Annotated in this window: 12 protein-coding genes and 4 pseudogenes; 7 read left to right on the top strand and 9 right to left on the bottom strand. The window is 62.3% G+C overall.

The window, feature by feature from the left end:
- Window positions 1-4: 4 nt before the first annotated feature.
- The gene (gene lapD / locus ACZZZP_RS09875; protein ID WP_463382572.1) at window positions 5-1957 is read left to right on the top strand and encodes a cyclic di-GMP receptor LapD; all 1953 of its coding nucleotides are present in this window, start codon (window positions 5-7) and stop codon (window positions 1955-1957) included.
- A 199-nt stretch (window positions 1958-2156) separates the two neighbouring features.
- On the opposite strand, the gene ycaC is transcribed toward lapD, so the two are convergent.
- The 5 genes and pseudogenes from ycaC to ACZZZP_RS09850 all read right to left on the bottom strand — a co-directional run bounded on the left by ycaC (window position 2157) and on the right by ACZZZP_RS09850 (window position 6354).
- Window positions 2157-2777 carry an isochorismate family cysteine hydrolase YcaC gene (gene ycaC, locus ACZZZP_RS09870; RefSeq protein WP_122451006.1) on the bottom strand — a complete coding sequence of 207 codons (621 nt, stop codon included), beginning with the start codon at window positions 2775-2777 and terminating at the stop codon, window positions 2157-2159.
- A 56-nt stretch (window positions 2778-2833) separates the two neighbouring features.
- Window positions 2834-4673, bottom strand: a pseudogene (locus tag ACZZZP_RS09865) (amidohydrolase).
- Between the two features lie 162 nt (window positions 4674-4835).
- Complete coding sequence (locus tag ACZZZP_RS09860; RefSeq protein WP_463382570.1) at window positions 4836-5405, bottom strand: antibiotic biosynthesis monooxygenase; 570 nt, start codon at window positions 5403-5405, stop codon at window positions 4836-4838.
- Window positions 5406-5444: 39 nt separating this feature from the next.
- On the bottom strand, window positions 5445-5879 hold the full coding sequence (locus ACZZZP_RS09855; RefSeq protein WP_463382569.1) for a DoxX family protein: 435 nt from the start codon (window positions 5877-5879) through the stop codon (window positions 5445-5447).
- A 196-nt stretch (window positions 5880-6075) separates the two neighbouring features.
- Complete coding sequence (locus ACZZZP_RS09850; RefSeq protein ID WP_122451010.1) at window positions 6076-6354, bottom strand: hypothetical protein; 279 nt, start codon at window positions 6352-6354, stop codon at window positions 6076-6078.
- A gap of 190 nt (window positions 6355-6544) precedes the next feature.
- On the opposite strand from ACZZZP_RS09850, the gene ACZZZP_RS09845 reads away from it, so the two are divergent.
- Window positions 6545-7570, top strand: coding sequence for a patatin-like phospholipase family protein (locus ACZZZP_RS09845; RefSeq protein ID WP_122498391.1), 1026 nt, complete (start codon window positions 6545-6547; stop codon window positions 7568-7570).
- 85 nt (window positions 7571-7655) lie between these two features.
- On the opposite strand, the gene ACZZZP_RS09840 is transcribed toward ACZZZP_RS09845, so the two are convergent.
- From ACZZZP_RS09840 to ACZZZP_RS09825, 4 genes are all read right to left on the bottom strand, one after another.
- Window positions 7656-8195 carry a glutathione S-transferase N-terminal domain-containing protein gene (locus tag ACZZZP_RS09840; protein WP_463536473.1) on the bottom strand — a complete coding sequence of 180 codons (540 nt, stop codon included), beginning with the start codon at window positions 8193-8195 and terminating at the stop codon, window positions 7656-7658.
- A gap of 143 nt (window positions 8196-8338) precedes the next feature.
- Window positions 8339-8740, bottom strand: a complete 402-nt coding sequence (locus tag ACZZZP_RS09835; protein WP_122451012.1) for an ExbD/TolR family protein — start codon at window positions 8738-8740, stop codon at window positions 8339-8341.
- Window positions 8740-9447: a MotA/TolQ/ExbB proton channel family protein gene (locus ACZZZP_RS09830; protein ID WP_122451013.1), complete on the bottom strand. Its 708-nt coding sequence runs from the start codon at window positions 9445-9447 to the stop codon at window positions 8740-8742. The genes ACZZZP_RS09835 and ACZZZP_RS09830 overlap by 1 nt, the downstream gene beginning before the upstream one ends.
- A 42-nt stretch (window positions 9448-9489) precedes the next feature.
- Window positions 9490-10308: an energy transducer TonB gene (locus ACZZZP_RS09825; RefSeq protein WP_463382567.1), complete on the bottom strand. Its 819-nt coding sequence runs from the start codon at window positions 10306-10308 to the stop codon at window positions 9490-9492.
- Window positions 10309-10695: 387 nt separating this feature from the next.
- On the opposite strand from ACZZZP_RS09825, the gene ACZZZP_RS09820 reads away from it, so the two are divergent.
- The 5 genes and pseudogenes from ACZZZP_RS09820 to ACZZZP_RS09800 all read left to right on the top strand — a co-directional run bounded on the left by ACZZZP_RS09820 (window position 10696) and on the right by ACZZZP_RS09800 (window position 15264).
- Complete coding sequence (locus ACZZZP_RS09820; protein ID WP_463536472.1) at window positions 10696-11388, top strand: DUF421 domain-containing protein; 693 nt, start codon at window positions 10696-10698, stop codon at window positions 11386-11388.
- 2 nt (window positions 11389-11390) lie between these two features.
- Window positions 11391-12484: pseudogene (locus tag ACZZZP_RS09815) on the top strand (DNA topoisomerase IB).
- A gap of 238 nt (window positions 12485-12722) precedes the next feature.
- A pseudogene (locus ACZZZP_RS09810) lies at window positions 12723-13765 on the top strand (GlxA family transcriptional regulator).
- A gap of 45 nt (window positions 13766-13810) precedes the next feature.
- Window positions 13811-14059, top strand: coding sequence for a DUF1272 domain-containing protein (locus tag ACZZZP_RS09805; protein ID WP_463382563.1), 249 nt, complete (start codon window positions 13811-13813; stop codon window positions 14057-14059).
- Window positions 14060-14090: 31 nt separating this feature from the next.
- A pseudogene (locus tag ACZZZP_RS09800) lies at window positions 14091-15264 on the top strand (MFS transporter).
- The last annotated feature ends 239 nt before the right edge of the window (window positions 15265-15503 follow it).

The raw sequence follows: 15503 nt of genomic DNA, 5'->3' as shown, positions 1-15503 counted from the left end.
CCTTATGTCGTTACTCAAGCAGTTGTTTCTCGCCATTTGCCTGTTTCTGGTAGTGGCCTTCACCGGCAGTTTCATCACCAGTGTGGAAAGCTCGCGCGAGCAATTGCTCAGCCAGTTGCGTTCCCACGCGCAAGACGCCGCCACTGCACTGGCGCTGTCCATGACCCCGCATGTCGACGACCCGGCCATGATCGAGTTGATGGTCAGCTCGGTGTTCGACAGCGGCTACTACGCCACCATCCGCGTGGTGCGCGTCGACAACGGCGAAACCATGGTTGAACGCCGCACCACCACGACCTCGGAAAACGTGCCGGCCTGGTTCGTCAAACTGATCGACCTTGAACCCGAAGGCGGCGACGCCATGATCATGCGCGGCTGGGATCAGGCCGCCCGCGTCGAAGTGCTCAGCCATCCGCAATTCGCCCTGTCGCGTCTGTGGGACAGCGCCTTGGGCAGCGCCGCCTGGTTATTGCTCTGCGGCTTGGTCAGCTCGATTCTCGGCGGCTGGCTGCTGCGTACCCAGCTCAAACCGCTCGACAACATGGTGCAACAGGCCCACGCCATCAGCCGTCGCGAGTTCTTCACCCTGCCCCGCGTTCCGCGCACACCCGAGCTCAAGCGCGTGGTGCTGGCCATGAACCAGATGGTCGAGAAACTGAAAAACCTGTTCGCCGAAGAAGCCGCGCGCAGTGAAAAACTCCGCGAAGAAGCCTACCAGGACACCCTCACCGGCCTGGCCAACCGCCGCCTGTTCGACATCAACCTGGCCAACCAACTCAGCGCCCACGAACAGCACGCCGAGGGCTACCTGATCATGCTGCGGGTCAACGACCTTGGCGGCCTCAACCAGCGCCTCGGCGGGCAACGCACCGACGCCCTGATCGCCGCCATTGGCGAGCTGCTGAAACGCTCGCTCGAACACCCCGACCGCAGCGACTGGCTGGCCTCGCGCAGCCGTGGCGGTGAGTTCACCTTATTGGCCCCAGGGCTGGCCGGCGACGACGCCGACCGCCTCGCCCTGCAACTGATCGACAGCCTGGAAAGCCTGCGCCAAACCGGCGCCAGTGACTGCACGCCCGTGGCGCATCTGGGTATTGCCGCCTTCCGCCCCGGCGAAGACGTAACGGCGGTGATCAGCCGTGGCGATCAAGCGCTGGCCCAGGCGCAGAGCAACGCCGCCAAGTTCTGGGACCGCCTCGACGACTTCAACGCCGCTCCGAGCCAGAGCCTCAACGACTGGCGCGGCTGGATCGACGAAGCGCTCAACAAAGGCAAGCTGGAGCTGTACTTCCAACCGGTGGTGGACTGCGCCGACACCCAACGCGTGCTGCACCACAAAGTGCTGGCGCGCCTGATCGACCCGCAAGGCGAGGCCATCGCTGCCGGCCGTTTCCTGCCCTGGATTGAGCGCCTGGGTTGGACCGCCCGCTTCGACCTGGCGATGCTCAAACACGCCCTCGCCCACCTCGCCGCGCATCAGCAACCCATCGCCCTGAGCCTGTCGGCCGCCACCTTGCGCGAAGCCGACGCCCAGGCGCAGCTGATCACGCTGCTCCGGGAAAACCCCCAGCACGCCACCCTGATGACCCTTGAGGTAGACGAACGCCACTTGCCGCCGCCTGCCGAACTGGAACGCCTCAGCCAGGCCGTTCACCTGGCCGGGTTCAACCTGGGCCTGCAACATTTCGGCGGCCGCTTCAGCCTCATCGGCAACCTCACCCACCTGGGCCTTGCGTACCTGAAAGTGGACGGCACCTACATCCGCGCCATCGACGAGGAAAGCGACAAACGCATGTTTATCGAAGCCATGTTCCGCGCCACCAACAGCATCGACTTGCCGTTAATTGCCGAAATGGTCGAAACCCAAGGTGAACTCACCGCGTTGAAAGAGTTGGGCATCAAAGGCGCCATGGGACGGTTGATCGGCGCACCGGCGCCATGGGGGGCAGTGAGTTAGCATCGGTGCGACGTCGAGAGGCGTCGTAAACGTCGAGATTCTGGATCCAGAATGGTTGGTCGGACCACAGCGTTGAAGTGCGAGAAAATCAAATTGTCGTCCTAAAGAAAATCGAGGCTGAAGCCTTTCCCACAAGCGATGTACCACTTGTAGGAGAGGCTTCAGCCTCGATTGGGGTCTTACACGTCCAGCCGAAAAATTACTGCGCTTTCTGGCTATAGCTCTGCATCAGGTTGGCATACGCCGGCAGGTGGCCGCCGAGGATGGCGCCGAAGCCTTCGATGTCGTTGCGCCAGTCGCGTTGCAGCTCGCAACCTACGGCAAACCAGTTCATCAATTGCGCGCCCGCTTCCACCATACGGTTCAGCGCCGACTCGCGAACCAGCGGATTAAAGGTGCCGGAAGCGTCGGTCACCACGAACACGTCGAAGCCTTCTTCAATCGCCGACAAGGTCGGGAACGCCACGCACACGTCGGTCACAACGCCAGCGATGATAATTTGCTTGCGGCCGGTGGCTTTAACGGCGGCCACGAAGTCCGGGTTATCCCAGGCATTGATCTGGCCAGGACGGGCAATGTACGGGGCGTCCGGGAACTTGGCTTTCAGTTCGGGAACCATCGGGCCGTTCGGGCCGTTTTCAAAGCTGGTGGTGAGGATGGTCGGCAGCTTGAAGAACGCGGCGATGTCGGCCAGGGCCAGTACGTTGTTTTTGAACTCGTCCGGGGTGAAGTCGCGCACCAGGGAGATCAGGCCGGCCTGGTGGTCAACCAGCAGCACCACGGCGTTGTCTTTGTCCAAGCGGTTGTATTTCTTGCTCATGATATTTCCTCGAAATAATCAGGCCCGCACCGGGCCTGATGGGTTGGATAACGAATTCAGAAGGCGAAGCAGGAACAGCCGAACGCGCCCCAGAAGCCCTGGTGATCGCTCACCGGTGCCGAGGAAAGACGGGCTTTTTCATGGCTATGGGAATGCACGCCGCACGGGCCGGAGCACTGGTGCACGGCCGCGGCCAGTGCAGTTTGCTGACGCCAGTGGCCGGGCACTTTCACCACCGGCGACCAGTCCGGGGTCACCGGCAGCGCAGGCGGTGCGAGCTTGTCGAACTCATCGGTGCCGTAAACGATCTTGCCGTCCACCACGGTGAGTACCGATTCAATCCACTTGATGGCTTCTTCATCGACGCTGAAGAAGTCCGCCGACAACGCGACCAAATCTGCCAACTGGCCCACTTTGATCTGGCCCTTCTTACCCTGCTCCGTCGAGAACCAGGCGCTGCCGTGGGTGAACAGTTGCAGTGCGGTTTCGCGCGGCAAGCCTTCGGGGTACAGCTCCATGCCGCCGACGGTTTTGCCGCTGACCATCCAGTACAGCGAGGTCCACGGGTTGTAGCTCGACACCCGCGTGGCGTCCGTACCGCCGCCCACCGGCACGCCTTCGGCGAGCATGCGTTTGATCGGCGGCGTGGCTCCGGCGGCTTTTTTGCCGTAGCGGTCGACGAAATATTCGCCCTGGAACGCCATGCGGTCCTGCACGGCGATACCGCCGCCCAGCGCCCGTACACGTTCGATGTTTTTCGGCGTGATGGTTTCGCAGTGGTCGAAGAACCAGTGCAGGCCGTTGAACGGAATGTCGCGGTTCACTTTCTCGAACACATCGAGCATGCGCGAGATCGATTCGTCGTAGGTGGCGTGCAGGCGGAACGGCCAGCGCTGCTCTACCAGGTGACGCACCACCGGTTCCAGTTCTTCTTCCATGGTTTGCGGCAGATCCGGGCGCGGTTCGAGGAAGTCTTCGAAGTCGGCGGCCGAGAACACCAGCATTTCGCCGGCGCCGTTGTGGCGGAAGAAGTCATTGCCATCGCCGGGCTTGACGATTTGCGTCCAGTTTTTGAAGTCCACCAGTTCTTCTTTGGGCTTCTGGGTAAACAGGTTGTAGGCGATGCGCACGGTGAGTTGGTCGTTGGCGGCCAGCTCGCGGATAACCTGGTAGTCGTCCGGGTAGTTCTGGTAGCCACCACCGGCATCGATGGCGCTGGTAACGCCCAGTCGGTTCAGCTCGCGCATAAATTGACGCGTGGAGTTCACCTGGTATTCCAGCGGCAGCTTCGGCCCTTTGGCCAGCGTGGAGTACAGAATCATGGCGTTCGGGCGCGCCACCAACATGCCGGTGGGCTCGCCATTGGCGTCTTTCACAATTTCGCCGCCCGGTGGGTTCGGCGTGTCGCGGGTGTAGCCCACCACCTTGAGCGCGGCGCGGTTGAGCAAGGCGCGGTCGTACAGGTGCAGCACAAACACCGGGGTGTCGGGCGCGGCTTTGTTCAACTCTTCAATGGTTGGCAAGCGCTTTTCGGCAAACTGGAATTCGTTCCAGCCACCCACTACGCGTACCCATTGCGGGGCGGGCGTGCGGTCGGCCTGGTCTTTGAGCAGGCGCAAGGCATCGAACAACGACGGCACGCCTTCCCAGCGAAGCTCCAGGTTGTAGTTGAGGCCGCCGCGGATCAAGTGCAGGTGCGAGTCGTTGAGGCCCGGAATGACCGTGCGCTTTTGCAGGTCGACCACGCGGGTCGAGCCGCCGCGAAAGGCCATGGCTTCGCCGTCGTTGCCCACGGCAATGAACTTGCCGTCTTTGATGGCGACGGCCGTGGCGGTCGGTTTTTTCTCGGTCAACCGTGTGCAACCGGCCATTGAAGAGAATTAGATCGGCGTTCATCGCAGCTCCTGATGAGGTGGCGTAAGCGGAAAAAGGCAAGGCAGACCACAGCGCGCCAGCAGCGCCAAGCACTGAACTGGCTGCCAGAAATTGGCGGCGCCCGGGGGCCTTTGGAGGGGGTTTCATCAGCCATGAGGATTACTCTCCTTTCACAAAGCAGCGCTAGGCGTTAAGCCAGCGCGCAAATAGGCGTGTCACTCGCGGCATAAACACGTACACCACAAGCAGGACGATGCTCAGCGTGATCACCACACTGCTGGCCAGGTAGCCAGACAAAAACGGCAGTTTGGCGAACACCGGCTTCCACAACAGCGGCACGCCCATGCTCAGCGGCAGAATCACCAGAAAGGTGACGCACGCCTGTTTCCAGCGCGCGGGCGGTTTGGCGGTGCCGATTTCAGCGGGGGTAAACCAGAATTCGCGGTCGGCATTCACTTCGGTTTTATCGCCGTCGGCCAGCAGCGGTTCCACTTCGGCCACCAAGCGGCGGCGGTCGTCGGAGTCGAGCCAGGTTTGCAGCAGCTCGGTGCTGGTGAAACGCAGCACGCAGGTGAACTGCGTCAGGCCCTGGCTGTGGCCGCGCATCACGTCGATGCCCAAGTGCCCGGCGTACTCGCGCGCGGTACTGATGATGCGGCGCAGCCACGCTTCATAGGCGGCGTCTTGGCCAGCTTTGACGCGGTGACGGACCAGCAAGGTCGCCACCTCTTCGAATACTTCCACACTACTCATGGGCTGACGCCTCCTGTTTGAACGTAAGAAACCGAGCCGTCACTGAAGATAGACCAGCGCCCGCGCCTTACCGGGCAGGCGTTGCGACAAGGCAATGCGCCCTGGGCCAGCGATAAACACCGTGCTGAAAATTATCAGCAGCAACCAGGCGAACTGGCCGTCGGCCACGCTCCATTCCGGGTGCACGGCCACCAGCGCCACCAGCAGCACGGCGAGAATGGGCAAGCAAGAAAGACGGGTGAGCACGCCGAGCAGAATCGGCAGCGGGCACAGCACTTCGGCGAAAATCGCCAGACTCAGCGTGAAGGTCGCGCCCAGGTGCCAGGGGTCTTCGATCAGGCTGAGTTGTTCTTGAAAGTGCAGGAGTTTTGGCAAGCCGTGCACATGCAGCAGCAAGGCAGAGCCGGTAACGCGTAGCCACAGCAAGCCCCAATCACTGGCGGTGAAAGCGCTGCGGGAAACGGGATTGGCCATGGGGCGCTCACTGTCAGATTCGTATGAGCTGATAGTGAGAGATGCAGATGGGAAGAGATTGTATTGCTGTGCTGGATTACAGAAGTGGCGTGTTGGGCTTCGCCGATGGCTCAGCCCAACCTACGACCTGGATTGCGGGACGCCTTGTTGGGTTGAGCCGAAGGCGAAGCCCAACAAACCTACAACTCAACCGAGATCAACGCCCCGCGCGGGATTCGCTGATGTAGAAGCGCGCTTTCTTGGCGTTCTTGGTGCAGCTTTCGTAGCCCTCGAATTGTTGCGAGGTCTTGGCGCCGGTCAGCAGCGACAGCGCTTTGGAGTAGCTGACGGTGCCGGCAAAGCCTTCGGCCTTGGCCAGATCAAGCTCGCGCCAGGCGGCGTCCGACTGCGCGGCGCAGCTGTCGCGGTAGGCAGTTTTGGCGGCGCAACCGGACAACGCCAGCACCATCAGGGGTAAGCAGATCCAGGCTTTCATAACATTGCTCCAAATAAGAGAAACAGCAGGTTAAACGTCATTAAGCACGTGTGTTGATCAGACGCCAGCGCCGCGAAAAAGTGCGATCAAGCGAAGCGGCGATCGCCTACGCCTTGGCGGCGCAAGCCGGCGCGCGTATGGTCGCAAAATGCCGTGCCAAGCGGTCGGCGATAGTAATCAGGAGCGGGTGATGAGTAAACGCGTGGCGCTGGTGTTGGGTGCGGGGGGCGCACGGGGGTATGCGCACATTGGCGCTATCGAGGAACTGGAGCGGCGCGGTTATGACATCGCCTGCATCGCCGGCTGCTCCATGGGCGCGGTGGTCGGCGGCATCTATGCCGCCGGCAGGCTGCCGGAATACCGCGAGTGGATTGAAAGCCTCGACTACATCGACGTGCTGCGTCTGCTCGACGTCAGCTTCCGGCTCGGCGCCATTCGCGGCGAAAAAGTCTTCGGGCGCATTCGCGAAATGGTTGGCGAGATCAATATCGAAGACCTGCGCATCCCCTACACCGCCGTCGCCACCGACCTCACCTTCCAGCAGGAAATCTGGTTTCAGCAAGGCAACCTGCACCAGGCCATGCGCGCCTCGGCCGCTATTCCCAGCCTGTTTACCCCGGTGATCCAGGGCAAGCGCATGTTGGTAGACGGCAGCCTGCTCAACCCGTTGCCCATCGTGCCGGTGGTGGCCAGTCATTGCGATTTGATTGTGGCCGTGAACCTCAACGCCAACGGCCAGCGCCATTACCAACTGCCGGTCATCGAGCGCCCCGCCGCATTCAAAGGCAAGCTCGACGGCTTGATGGACAGCATTGGTTCACGCATTCCGTTTCGCCGCAAACTGGCCGGCCCCGCCGAAGAAGCGGCGTTACTCGAAGCCGCCGCCAGCGCCGAGCCCAACCCCTGGCTCGACCCACCGGCCGCCGCGCCCTCGCCGCGCCCGGACGAAAGCCCGACGCCAAACTCGGCCACCGGTTCACGGGTTGCGGAAACGGGCAGCCCTGCGTCACTGCTGGAGTTGGTCAACCAGAGCTTCGAGGTGATGCAAACCTCACTCGCGCAATACAAGATCGCGGGCTACCCGCCCGACATTCTGGTCAACGTACCGCGCCGCGCCTGCCGCTTTTTCGAGTTCTACAAAGCGCCCGAGTTGATCGAACTGGGCCGCATCATCACCAGCGACACGCTGGACCGCTACGAAGAGGAAAACGGCTGAGGCCTAAAAGCCCTCAGCCACCAACGCGCGCTGGACCGCCGGCCGCGCGTTGAAGTGCTCACGAAAGCGCGCCAACGCCTTCAACTCATCCAAGCGCCCGCCCACGCGCCCTGCCCAGCCAGCGAACACGCCCAGGTAAGCATCGGCAATGCTGTACCTGCTCGCCGCCCAAGAAAGGCTGGGCTTGCAGGTGTTGGTCGATGTGCGCAAACGCCTTGTACAACTGCTCCAGCGCCTGCGCACGAATGCCCGGGTGGGCGCTTTCATCGGCGCTGTAGCGCTCCGGCCGGTTCAGCGGGCGAAACGAGGCGGCGTGCACCTCGGCGGCCAGGTAACCCATCCAACTCTGAATCTGCGCGCGCTCCACGCTGCCCGCCGGCGCGAACAGCGAAGTGCCCGGTTTGAGGTCCGCGAGATACGGCAAAATCGCGCTGTTCTCGGTAATGCGGCGGCCATCGTCCAACTGCAACACCGGCACGCGGCCCAAAGGGTTGATTTGGTGAATCGGCGAGCCCGCCGTACGCAACGCAACGCGCTCTACCTGAATCGGCAACTCCAGCTCATGCACGACCACGTGAGCGGCGAACGAGCAAGCGCCCGGCGAGATATAGAGCGTGGAAGTCATCAGGTTTCCCCTGCCAAAACGCGTTCTTTATGGTCCGGGCGCGATGAAACGTAGCGAGCGCAGCGGTTTCACCGTGTCCGGGAACAAACAAAAGCGGCCGCCCTGCCCCTGCCTGAAGCAGGGCGACCAAAATCGGGAGGTCGTTAACGCGCAGTAATCACCGACAGCTTGGTAATCCCAGCCCGTTCGATCGACGCCATGGCCTTGGCCACCTGGCCGTAGTCGACCTTCTCGTCGGCCTGCAACTGCACCCGCAATTCGGCATCTTTGGCCTTGGCGGTTTCCAGGCTGGTTTGCAGCAAGTCGGCCTGAATCTCGTCCTTGTTAAGGAACACTTTGCCGGCGCCGTCGATGCTGACCACCAGCGGGTCTTTCTGCTCAACCGGCGCCACGGCTTCGGTCTTCGGCAAGTTGATCGGGATGGCATTGGTCAGCAGCGGCGCCGTGACGATAAACACCACCAGCAGAACCAACATCACATCCACCAGCGGCGTTACGTTGATTTCGCTGAGCACTTCATCGCTGTCTTGAGTGGAGAACGCCATTACGAAGCCTCCTTCACTTTCTGCGGTGCGGCTTTACCGCCAGGCAGTTGGATGAGTTTGAAGGCTGATTTCTGCGCCAGGCTGTAGAAGTCGTGGGCGAAGTCGTCCAGGTCAGCCGAGTTGAGCTTCAGGCGGCGCAGGAAGTAGTTGTAAACCAGCACCGCCGGCACGGCGACGGCGATGCCCACACCGGTGGCCACCAGCGCAGCCCCAATCGGGCCGGCCACGGTTTCCAGGCTGGCCGAGCCGGCCAGGCTGATGCCTTTGAGCGCTTCCATGATTCCCCATACGGTGCCGAACAGACCGATAAAGGGCGACGTGCTGCCGATGGATGCGACCACCGCTAAGCCCGATTCCAACGAACGACGCTCCCGTTGAATTTGCTGACGCAGGGCGCGCTCGAGGCGGTCTTGGTGATTGATCGCCTGGCTAAGGTCCTGGGCGTGCTCTTGCACCTGAATCGCGCCAAAGCCGGCTTGGGCAACACGGGAGACGGCGCCGGGCTGGGAGTTCACCAGTTCCGCCGCACCATCGAGGCTGGAGGCGCCCCAGAACAGCTTCTGAAATTTGCGGTCCTGGCGCTTGAGACGCCCGAATTGCAGGGCCTTCAGCAGGGCCAGGCCCCAGGTCACAACAGAGAAACCGACCAGCAGCCAGATGACCGCGCTTTCAATCGACTCGAGGGGGGATGTGGCCAATACGCTCATGATTCAACTCTCTCCTATAAATTCGCTAATGCGTGGTCGCTGTCAGTGCAACTTGAAGCCGATCGGCACGCTGACCCAACCGTCCCGCGCCACATCGCCTTGCTTGGACGGCACAAACGACCAGCGCTTGACCGCCTGTACGGCTGCGTTATCCAGCAGCTCGCGGCCGCTGGAGGTTTGAATCTGAATCTCTGCCGGGCTGCCGCTGGCCAGTACATGCACCCGCAACACCACCGTGCCTTCCCAACCGCGACGCTGGGCCAGCGACGGGTATTCCGGCGCCGGGTTCTTCAAATACGCCGCGTTGGCCGATGGCGGTGTCACCGGCGCCGGAGCCGGCGGCGCGGGTGGCGCCGGTGCCGCAACGGGCGCTGGTGTCGGCGCTGGGGGCGGCGGTTCCACGGCCTTGGGTGCCGGCTTCGGTACCGGTTTGGGCGGCGGTGTCGGCTTGGGTTTCGGAATCGGTTTTGGCGCCGGCTTCGCAGCCAACTCATCCACCACAGGCGGTGGCGGTGGTGGCGGCTCAACCACGGGCGGTGGCGGTGGCGGCGGCGGCGGTTCCACCACCGGCGGCGCCGGACGGGTGAATTCGATTTCCATGGGCGGAATTTCTGGCGGCACTACCGGCAGCGGCGGCGGGGTCTGCTGGTTGAGCCAGTAAATCAGCCCACCGTGGGCGACCACCGCGAGCACCGCCAGCAACAGCTTTTCGCGCCGACTCAATACGCCGACTGGCGCCACGTGATGCCGCCGGCTCTGGGCCAGCGGCTCGCGGTGGCGGTGACCGAGGTCGACCAGATCGGCGCTGGCCGGCGCCTGCCATTGCCGCTGCGCTGATGCGGCTGGTTGAACATTGCCCATTTAAAACTCCTCGCAATTGCGTATGTCGCCGGTCAACAGCGCGGTGACCCAGCGCCCGCGCTGTCTGGCAAGTGGCCGTTGCAGAGCGGTTCGACGTGTTGGGCGCAATGATTGAGGAGAGGGCTTATCTCAAAAAGTAACTTTTAACTATTTTGTAATAACCTAAAAGAATTACAATTTTTAACACATTGATTTTCATGACTTTTTATTCATTCAAACCTAAAGAGCATAAAAAACATGCTTTTCAGGCATTACGCGTCGAGCCGGCGTTCACCTGCCCCTGACGCACAAATACACCGAACCTAAAACCGCCGGTCAGCGTCTATTTTGTTACCCGCAGTCAGGTAGGAAACCGCCCATGTCCCCTCGTCACCAAGGCCTCTGGCCATGACCGCTTTCGATTGGCAGCGGATGCTGATCGACAAGCTGCCCGTACCGTTTTTGCTCGAAGTCACGGTGCGCACGCTGTTCGCTTATCTGGTGGTGTTCACCTTTTTGAAAATCTCGGGACGCCGTGGCGTTGGGCAGCTGTCCCTGTTTGAACTCGTGGTGATCCTCACCCTCGGTTCGGCCGCAGGCGACGTCACCTTCTATGACGACGTGCCGTTGCTGCCCATCGTTGTGGTGTTCGCTACGTTGCTGCTGCTCTACCGCGTCACCACCTTCGCCATGGAGCGCTTGCCGCGGTTCGGTGACTGGTTGGAGGGCCGCCCGGCGCTGATCATTGAAAACGGCGTGTGCGACGTGCCGGCGCTGGCCCGCAAGAACATTTCCACCGACGAATTCTTTATGGAGCTGCGCCAGAAAGGCGTCGAGCACCTGGGCCAAGTGCGCATCGGCATCATGGAAGTGAACGGCGACGTCAGCCTGTATTTCCTGCCCGACGACCAGGTGCGCTATGGCCTGTCGGTATTGCCCAGCCCGCTTCGCCAGCAATATCGGGAAGTGCCGAGCAGCGCGTTGTACGCCTGCATCTGGTGCGGCAACACCACGCAGCTGCAGGCCGGCGAGCACGCCACATGTCAGCGCTGCGAGCATGATGAATGGAGCGAAGCCATCAACACTCCGAGGCAAGGCTAACCATGACCAGCGCAATCAAGCCCGACGTATTGCCGTTGGCCAAAGGCGAACGGCCGCTCCCCGATGATGAAGGCGGCGACACCGGCACCCTGCTCTGTCCCGCATTGCCGCCCGACTTGCACTACGTTGACGACAGCCAACCGGGTTTTCGCCGACGTAAATTGCGCGGCAAGTTCGTCTACTTCGACCTTAAGGGCGAGCGCATCCGCGACGCCGACGTGATTCAGCGCATCAACAAGCTGGCCATTCCGCCGGCCTACGAAGACGTATGGATTTGCCCCGACCCGCAAGGCCACCTGCAAGCGACAGGCCGCGACGCCCGTGGGCGCAAGCAGTACCGCTATCACCCGCGCTGGCGCGAAATTCGCGACGCCGACAAATACGAGCGTCTGCTGGAATTCGGTCGCGCCCTGCCGAAACTGCGCACGCGCACCGAAGAACACCTGCAACTGCCGGGGCTTGGCCATGACAAAGTGGTCGCCACGGTGGTGGCCCTGCTCGACTCGACCCTGATTCGCGTCGGCAACACGCAGTACGCCCGTGACAACAAATCCTTCGGCCTGACCACCCTGCGTAACCGCCACGTGGACGTGAAAGGCGCCGGCATCCGCTTTCACTTTCGCGGCAAGAGCGGCGTCGAGCACGAAGTGAGCCTGCAGCACCCGCGCCTGGCGAAAATCATTCGCCGCTGCCTCGAATTGCCAGGCCAGCACCTGTTCCAATACCTGGACGACGACGGTCAGCGCCGTGTCGTGACCTCGTCCGATATCAACCAGTATCTGCAAGAACAAAGCGGCAGCGACTTCACCGCCAAGGACTACCGCACCTGGGCCGGCACCGCCCTGGCCCTCGACCGCCTGCGCCAATTGCCCCACGAGGAACGCTCGGCCACCGAGCAAAAACGCCTCGTCAACGAAGTGATCAAAGATGTCGCCAGCCAGCTCGGCAACACCCCTGCCATCTGCCGCAAGTGCTACGTGCATCCGGCCGTGCTGGAACACTTCATTGCAGGTGAATTGGCCTCGTTGAACAAGTCGCGCAGCCGCAAGGTTTGCGGGATGAAGAGACTACGTTGATGCGGTTTTGGAGCGGCTGAATCCGCAATGAGGGACATGTACCGACCAAACGCTGGCGGCTGCCCAGCGCTGTTTTTTTGTAGGAGCGACCTTGGTCGCGAACCCTGGAAACGGCGATCTCCACATCGGAGTGTCCAGGATTCGCCAGCAAGCTGGCTCCTACAAGCCCAATAAATTGGCAAGATCTGTGGGCTTATTGTCATTGTTGCCAAGCCCATCGCGCGACAGAATGGCACCCTCGTCAAGAAGGTGCCCCCCATGGCCACGCCTCCTCATTCCAACCACTTGCGCACCGTCGCCTGCCTGATCTTCCCGCAGGTGATGAGCCTGGATGTCACCGGCCCCATGCAAGTGTTCGCCTCGGCCAACGTCGAGCGCGGGCGACAGGGCTTGCCGCCGTTTTATGAGTTGCTGTTGGTAGGCGCCGACCTTGCGCCCGTGCCCACGTCTGCCGGCATGCGCCTGTGTGTGGACCGCACCTGGCAAACGCTGAATGTCGCGCAGCTAGAGCACCCTGCTAGTGCCCGGCGGCCTCGGCGTTAACGAGCAAATGCTCGCCGCGCCGTTGCTTGAGTGGCTGCGCCAGGCCGAGCCGCAGGTGCGGCGGCTGGGGGTCGATCTGTTCCGGCGCACTGATACTGGCCGCCGCTGGCGTGCTCGACGGCCGCCAGGCAACCACCCATTGGGCCGACGTCGACGAGCTGCGCTGCCGGTTTCCCTCGGTGCTGATCGAAAGCGACCGCCTGCACACCTTCGACCCGCGCAATCTCGACGGCGACAGCCATGTGTTCACCTCGGCGGGCGTCACGGCCGGTATCGACCTGGCGCTGGCCCTGGTTGAAGCCGACCTGGGCCGAGCAATGGCCTTGAGCGTCGCGAGGCGCTTGGTGATGTTTTTGCGTCGTCCTGGTGGACAAACGCAGTTCAGCGCCCTGCTCACCCCGGAACCGACCCGCGTGCCGCGCCTGGCTGCGCTGCTCGACTGGCTGCCCGCCAACATCGGGGCAGACTTGTCGCTGGAAGCCCTGGCGCACCAGGCGAAAATGACGCCGCGTACCTTGTCGCGCGTATTTACCCAGGAATTGGGCATGGGCCCGGGGCGCTATGTCGAGCGCGTGCGGCTTGAAGCGGCGCGCTTGCTCCTACAAGACGCCCAAGCCTCGATTGCCACCGTGGCGCGCCTGACCGGCTTCGGCCATCCGGAAAACCTGCGGCGCACATTTCACAACCACCTGGCGGTCAGCCCCCAGGAATATTCGCAGCGCTTTGGCGACGCCCCACTGCGCGAGCCGGCGCTATAAGCGCCCGCCATCCTCATTCAAAGCCACCCACGTAAGGACTACGCCATGCTCGAACTACGCCCAAGCTGTGAATGCTGCGACCGCGACCTGCCGCCCGACTCGGTAGACGCGCGCATCTGCACGTTCGAATGCACCTTCTGCCAGGACTGCACCGACACCCACCTCAAGGGCAAATGCCCGAACTGCGGCGGCGAACTGCTGCAACGCCCTCGCCGCCCGGCAGCCAAGTTGCTCAACAACCCCGCTTCCACCGAACGCGTGCACAAACCAGCTGGCTGCGCCAACGCCAGCTGACGTCACCATCCGCCAAGGAAACACCATCATGTTGCTGCTGCGTAATGCCTCCGTTCGGCTGCTGTTCGCCGGCCAGGCCCTGTATTGGTCCTGCTCGCTCATCGGCATCACCCTGACCTCGCTGGTCGGTTTGCAACTGGCGCCGAGCAACGTGCTGGCCACCCTTCCCTTGGCGCTGCTGGTGCTCGGCAATTTGCTGGCCGTGCAGCCGCTGTCGCTGTTTATGCAGCGTCACGGCCGGCGACCGGGCTTGATGCTCGGTGCGGCTTGTGGCGTGGCGGGCGGCTTACTCAGCGCGTTGGGCGTTTGGGTGGGCGACTTCATCGTGTTCTGCCTCGGCGCTTTGCCCATCGGCGCCTATCAAGCGTCGGCCATGTACTACCGTTTCGCCGCGCTGGAAGCGGTAGACGAACATCAGAAAGGCCGTGCCACCGCGTATGTCGTCGGAGGCGGTGTGCTTGCGGCTTTGCTGGCACCCAGCTTGGCGTTGTGGTCGCGCACCGTGCTGAGTAAACCGTATGTGGGGGCGTATTTGGCCATCGCGGCGCTCGCTACTTTCGGCTTGCTGTTGCTCAGCCGATTACGCGAAGGTGCCGCGCCGGCGCCAGGCAAAGCGGGCTTTGCCGCCATGCGCGAACTGCTGGCACGGCCAGTGGTGCGCGCAGCGGTTGCCACCACCGCTATCGGCCACGGCTTGATGGTGTTGGTAATGAACGCCACGCCACTGGCCATGAGTTTTTGTGGCTTTGATGTGGCAGTGGGCGCGGGCGTCATTCAGTGGCACATGCTCGGCATGTTTCTTCCAGCATTTGTCGCCGGTCCGCTGGTAGACCGCCTCGGCAGCCGCCGCGTCGCCGTGCTCGGCGGCTGCATTTTGCTCGCCAGCGCCGTGGTCGCGCTCGTCGGCCTGAGCAAACGGGCATTTTCTTGTGAGTTCATTCCTGCTCGGCCTGGGCTGGAACCTGGCACTGATCGCGGGCACCACCTTGCTCGCAGAAGGTCACGCCCCAAGCGAACGTGGTCAGGCGCAAGGCGTCATGGAACTGGTCAACGGTTCCGTCGCCGCCTGTGCCTCATTTGCCTCCGGTGCCTTGATCACCGGGCTGGGTTGGACCGCCATCAACCTCGGTGTCTTGCCCTTAGTAGCGTTGGCGCTGGTGATGCTATGGCCGGCCAGGGAGCGGCGCGTGGTTACGCCGCTTTAACGCGTCCTGCGGTCCCTACTGCGTAGGATCATTAAACGGCACTGGGTTGGACAGCGAGCCGGGGGGGACGAACTCGAATGTGCCCTGAGCCGTTAGATGAAACTCCTTGAGGTTCAAGTATTTGGGGGCTCGGTACAATTTATTACTGGCCAGTGTTAACCAGCGGTGCTTATCGGATAGAGCGGGCTCTTTATCGGCAAAGAAATACCTTCGTCAGCCGCTCGCGAGAAGTGCTTGCC

This window comes from Pseudomonas sp. AC211 (assembly GCF_979258055.1).
This window is presented reverse-complemented; position numbering and strand designations above follow the sequence as displayed.

Bases quoted from the DNA above. Each gene is read 5' to 3' on its own strand.
- ACZZZP_RS09845 (WP_122498391.1), top strand. From the start codon at position 6,545: ATGAGTAAACGCGTGGCGCTGGTGTTGGGTGCGGGGGGCGCACGGGGG.
- ACZZZP_RS09825 (WP_463382567.1), bottom strand. From the start codon at position 10,308: ATGGGCAATGTTCAACCAGCCGCATCAGCGCAGCGGCAATGGCAGGCG.
- ACZZZP_RS09830 (WP_122451013.1), bottom strand. From the start codon at position 9,447: ATGAGCGTATTGGCCACATCCCCCCTCGAGTCGATTGAAAGCGCGGTC.
- ACZZZP_RS09805 (WP_463382563.1), top strand. From the start codon at position 13,811: ATGCTCGAACTACGCCCAAGCTGTGAATGCTGCGACCGCGACCTGCCG.
- ACZZZP_RS09860 (WP_463382570.1), bottom strand. From the start codon at position 5,405: ATGAGTAGTGTGGAAGTATTCGAAGAGGTGGCGACCTTGCTGGTCCGT.
- ACZZZP_RS09850 (WP_122451010.1), bottom strand. From the start codon at position 6,354: ATGAAAGCCTGGATCTGCTTACCCCTGATGGTGCTGGCGTTGTCCGGT.
- ycaC (WP_122451006.1), bottom strand. From the start codon at position 2,777: ATGAGCAAGAAATACAACCGCTTGGACAAAGACAACGCCGTGGTGCTG.
- ACZZZP_RS09820 (WP_463536472.1), top strand. From the start codon at position 10,696: ATGACCGCTTTCGATTGGCAGCGGATGCTGATCGACAAGCTGCCCGTA.
- ACZZZP_RS09835 (WP_122451012.1), bottom strand. From the start codon at position 8,740: ATGGCGTTCTCCACTCAAGACAGCGATGAAGTGCTCAGCGAAATCAAC.
- lapD (WP_463382572.1), top strand. From the start codon at position 5: ATGTCGTTACTCAAGCAGTTGTTTCTCGCCATTTGCCTGTTTCTGGTA.
- ACZZZP_RS09855 (WP_463382569.1), bottom strand. From the start codon at position 5,879: ATGGCCAATCCCGTTTCCCGCAGCGCTTTCACCGCCAGTGATTGGGGC.
- ACZZZP_RS09840 (WP_463536473.1), bottom strand. From the start codon at position 8,195: ATGACTTCCACGCTCTATATCTCGCCGGGCGCTTGCTCGTTCGCCGCT.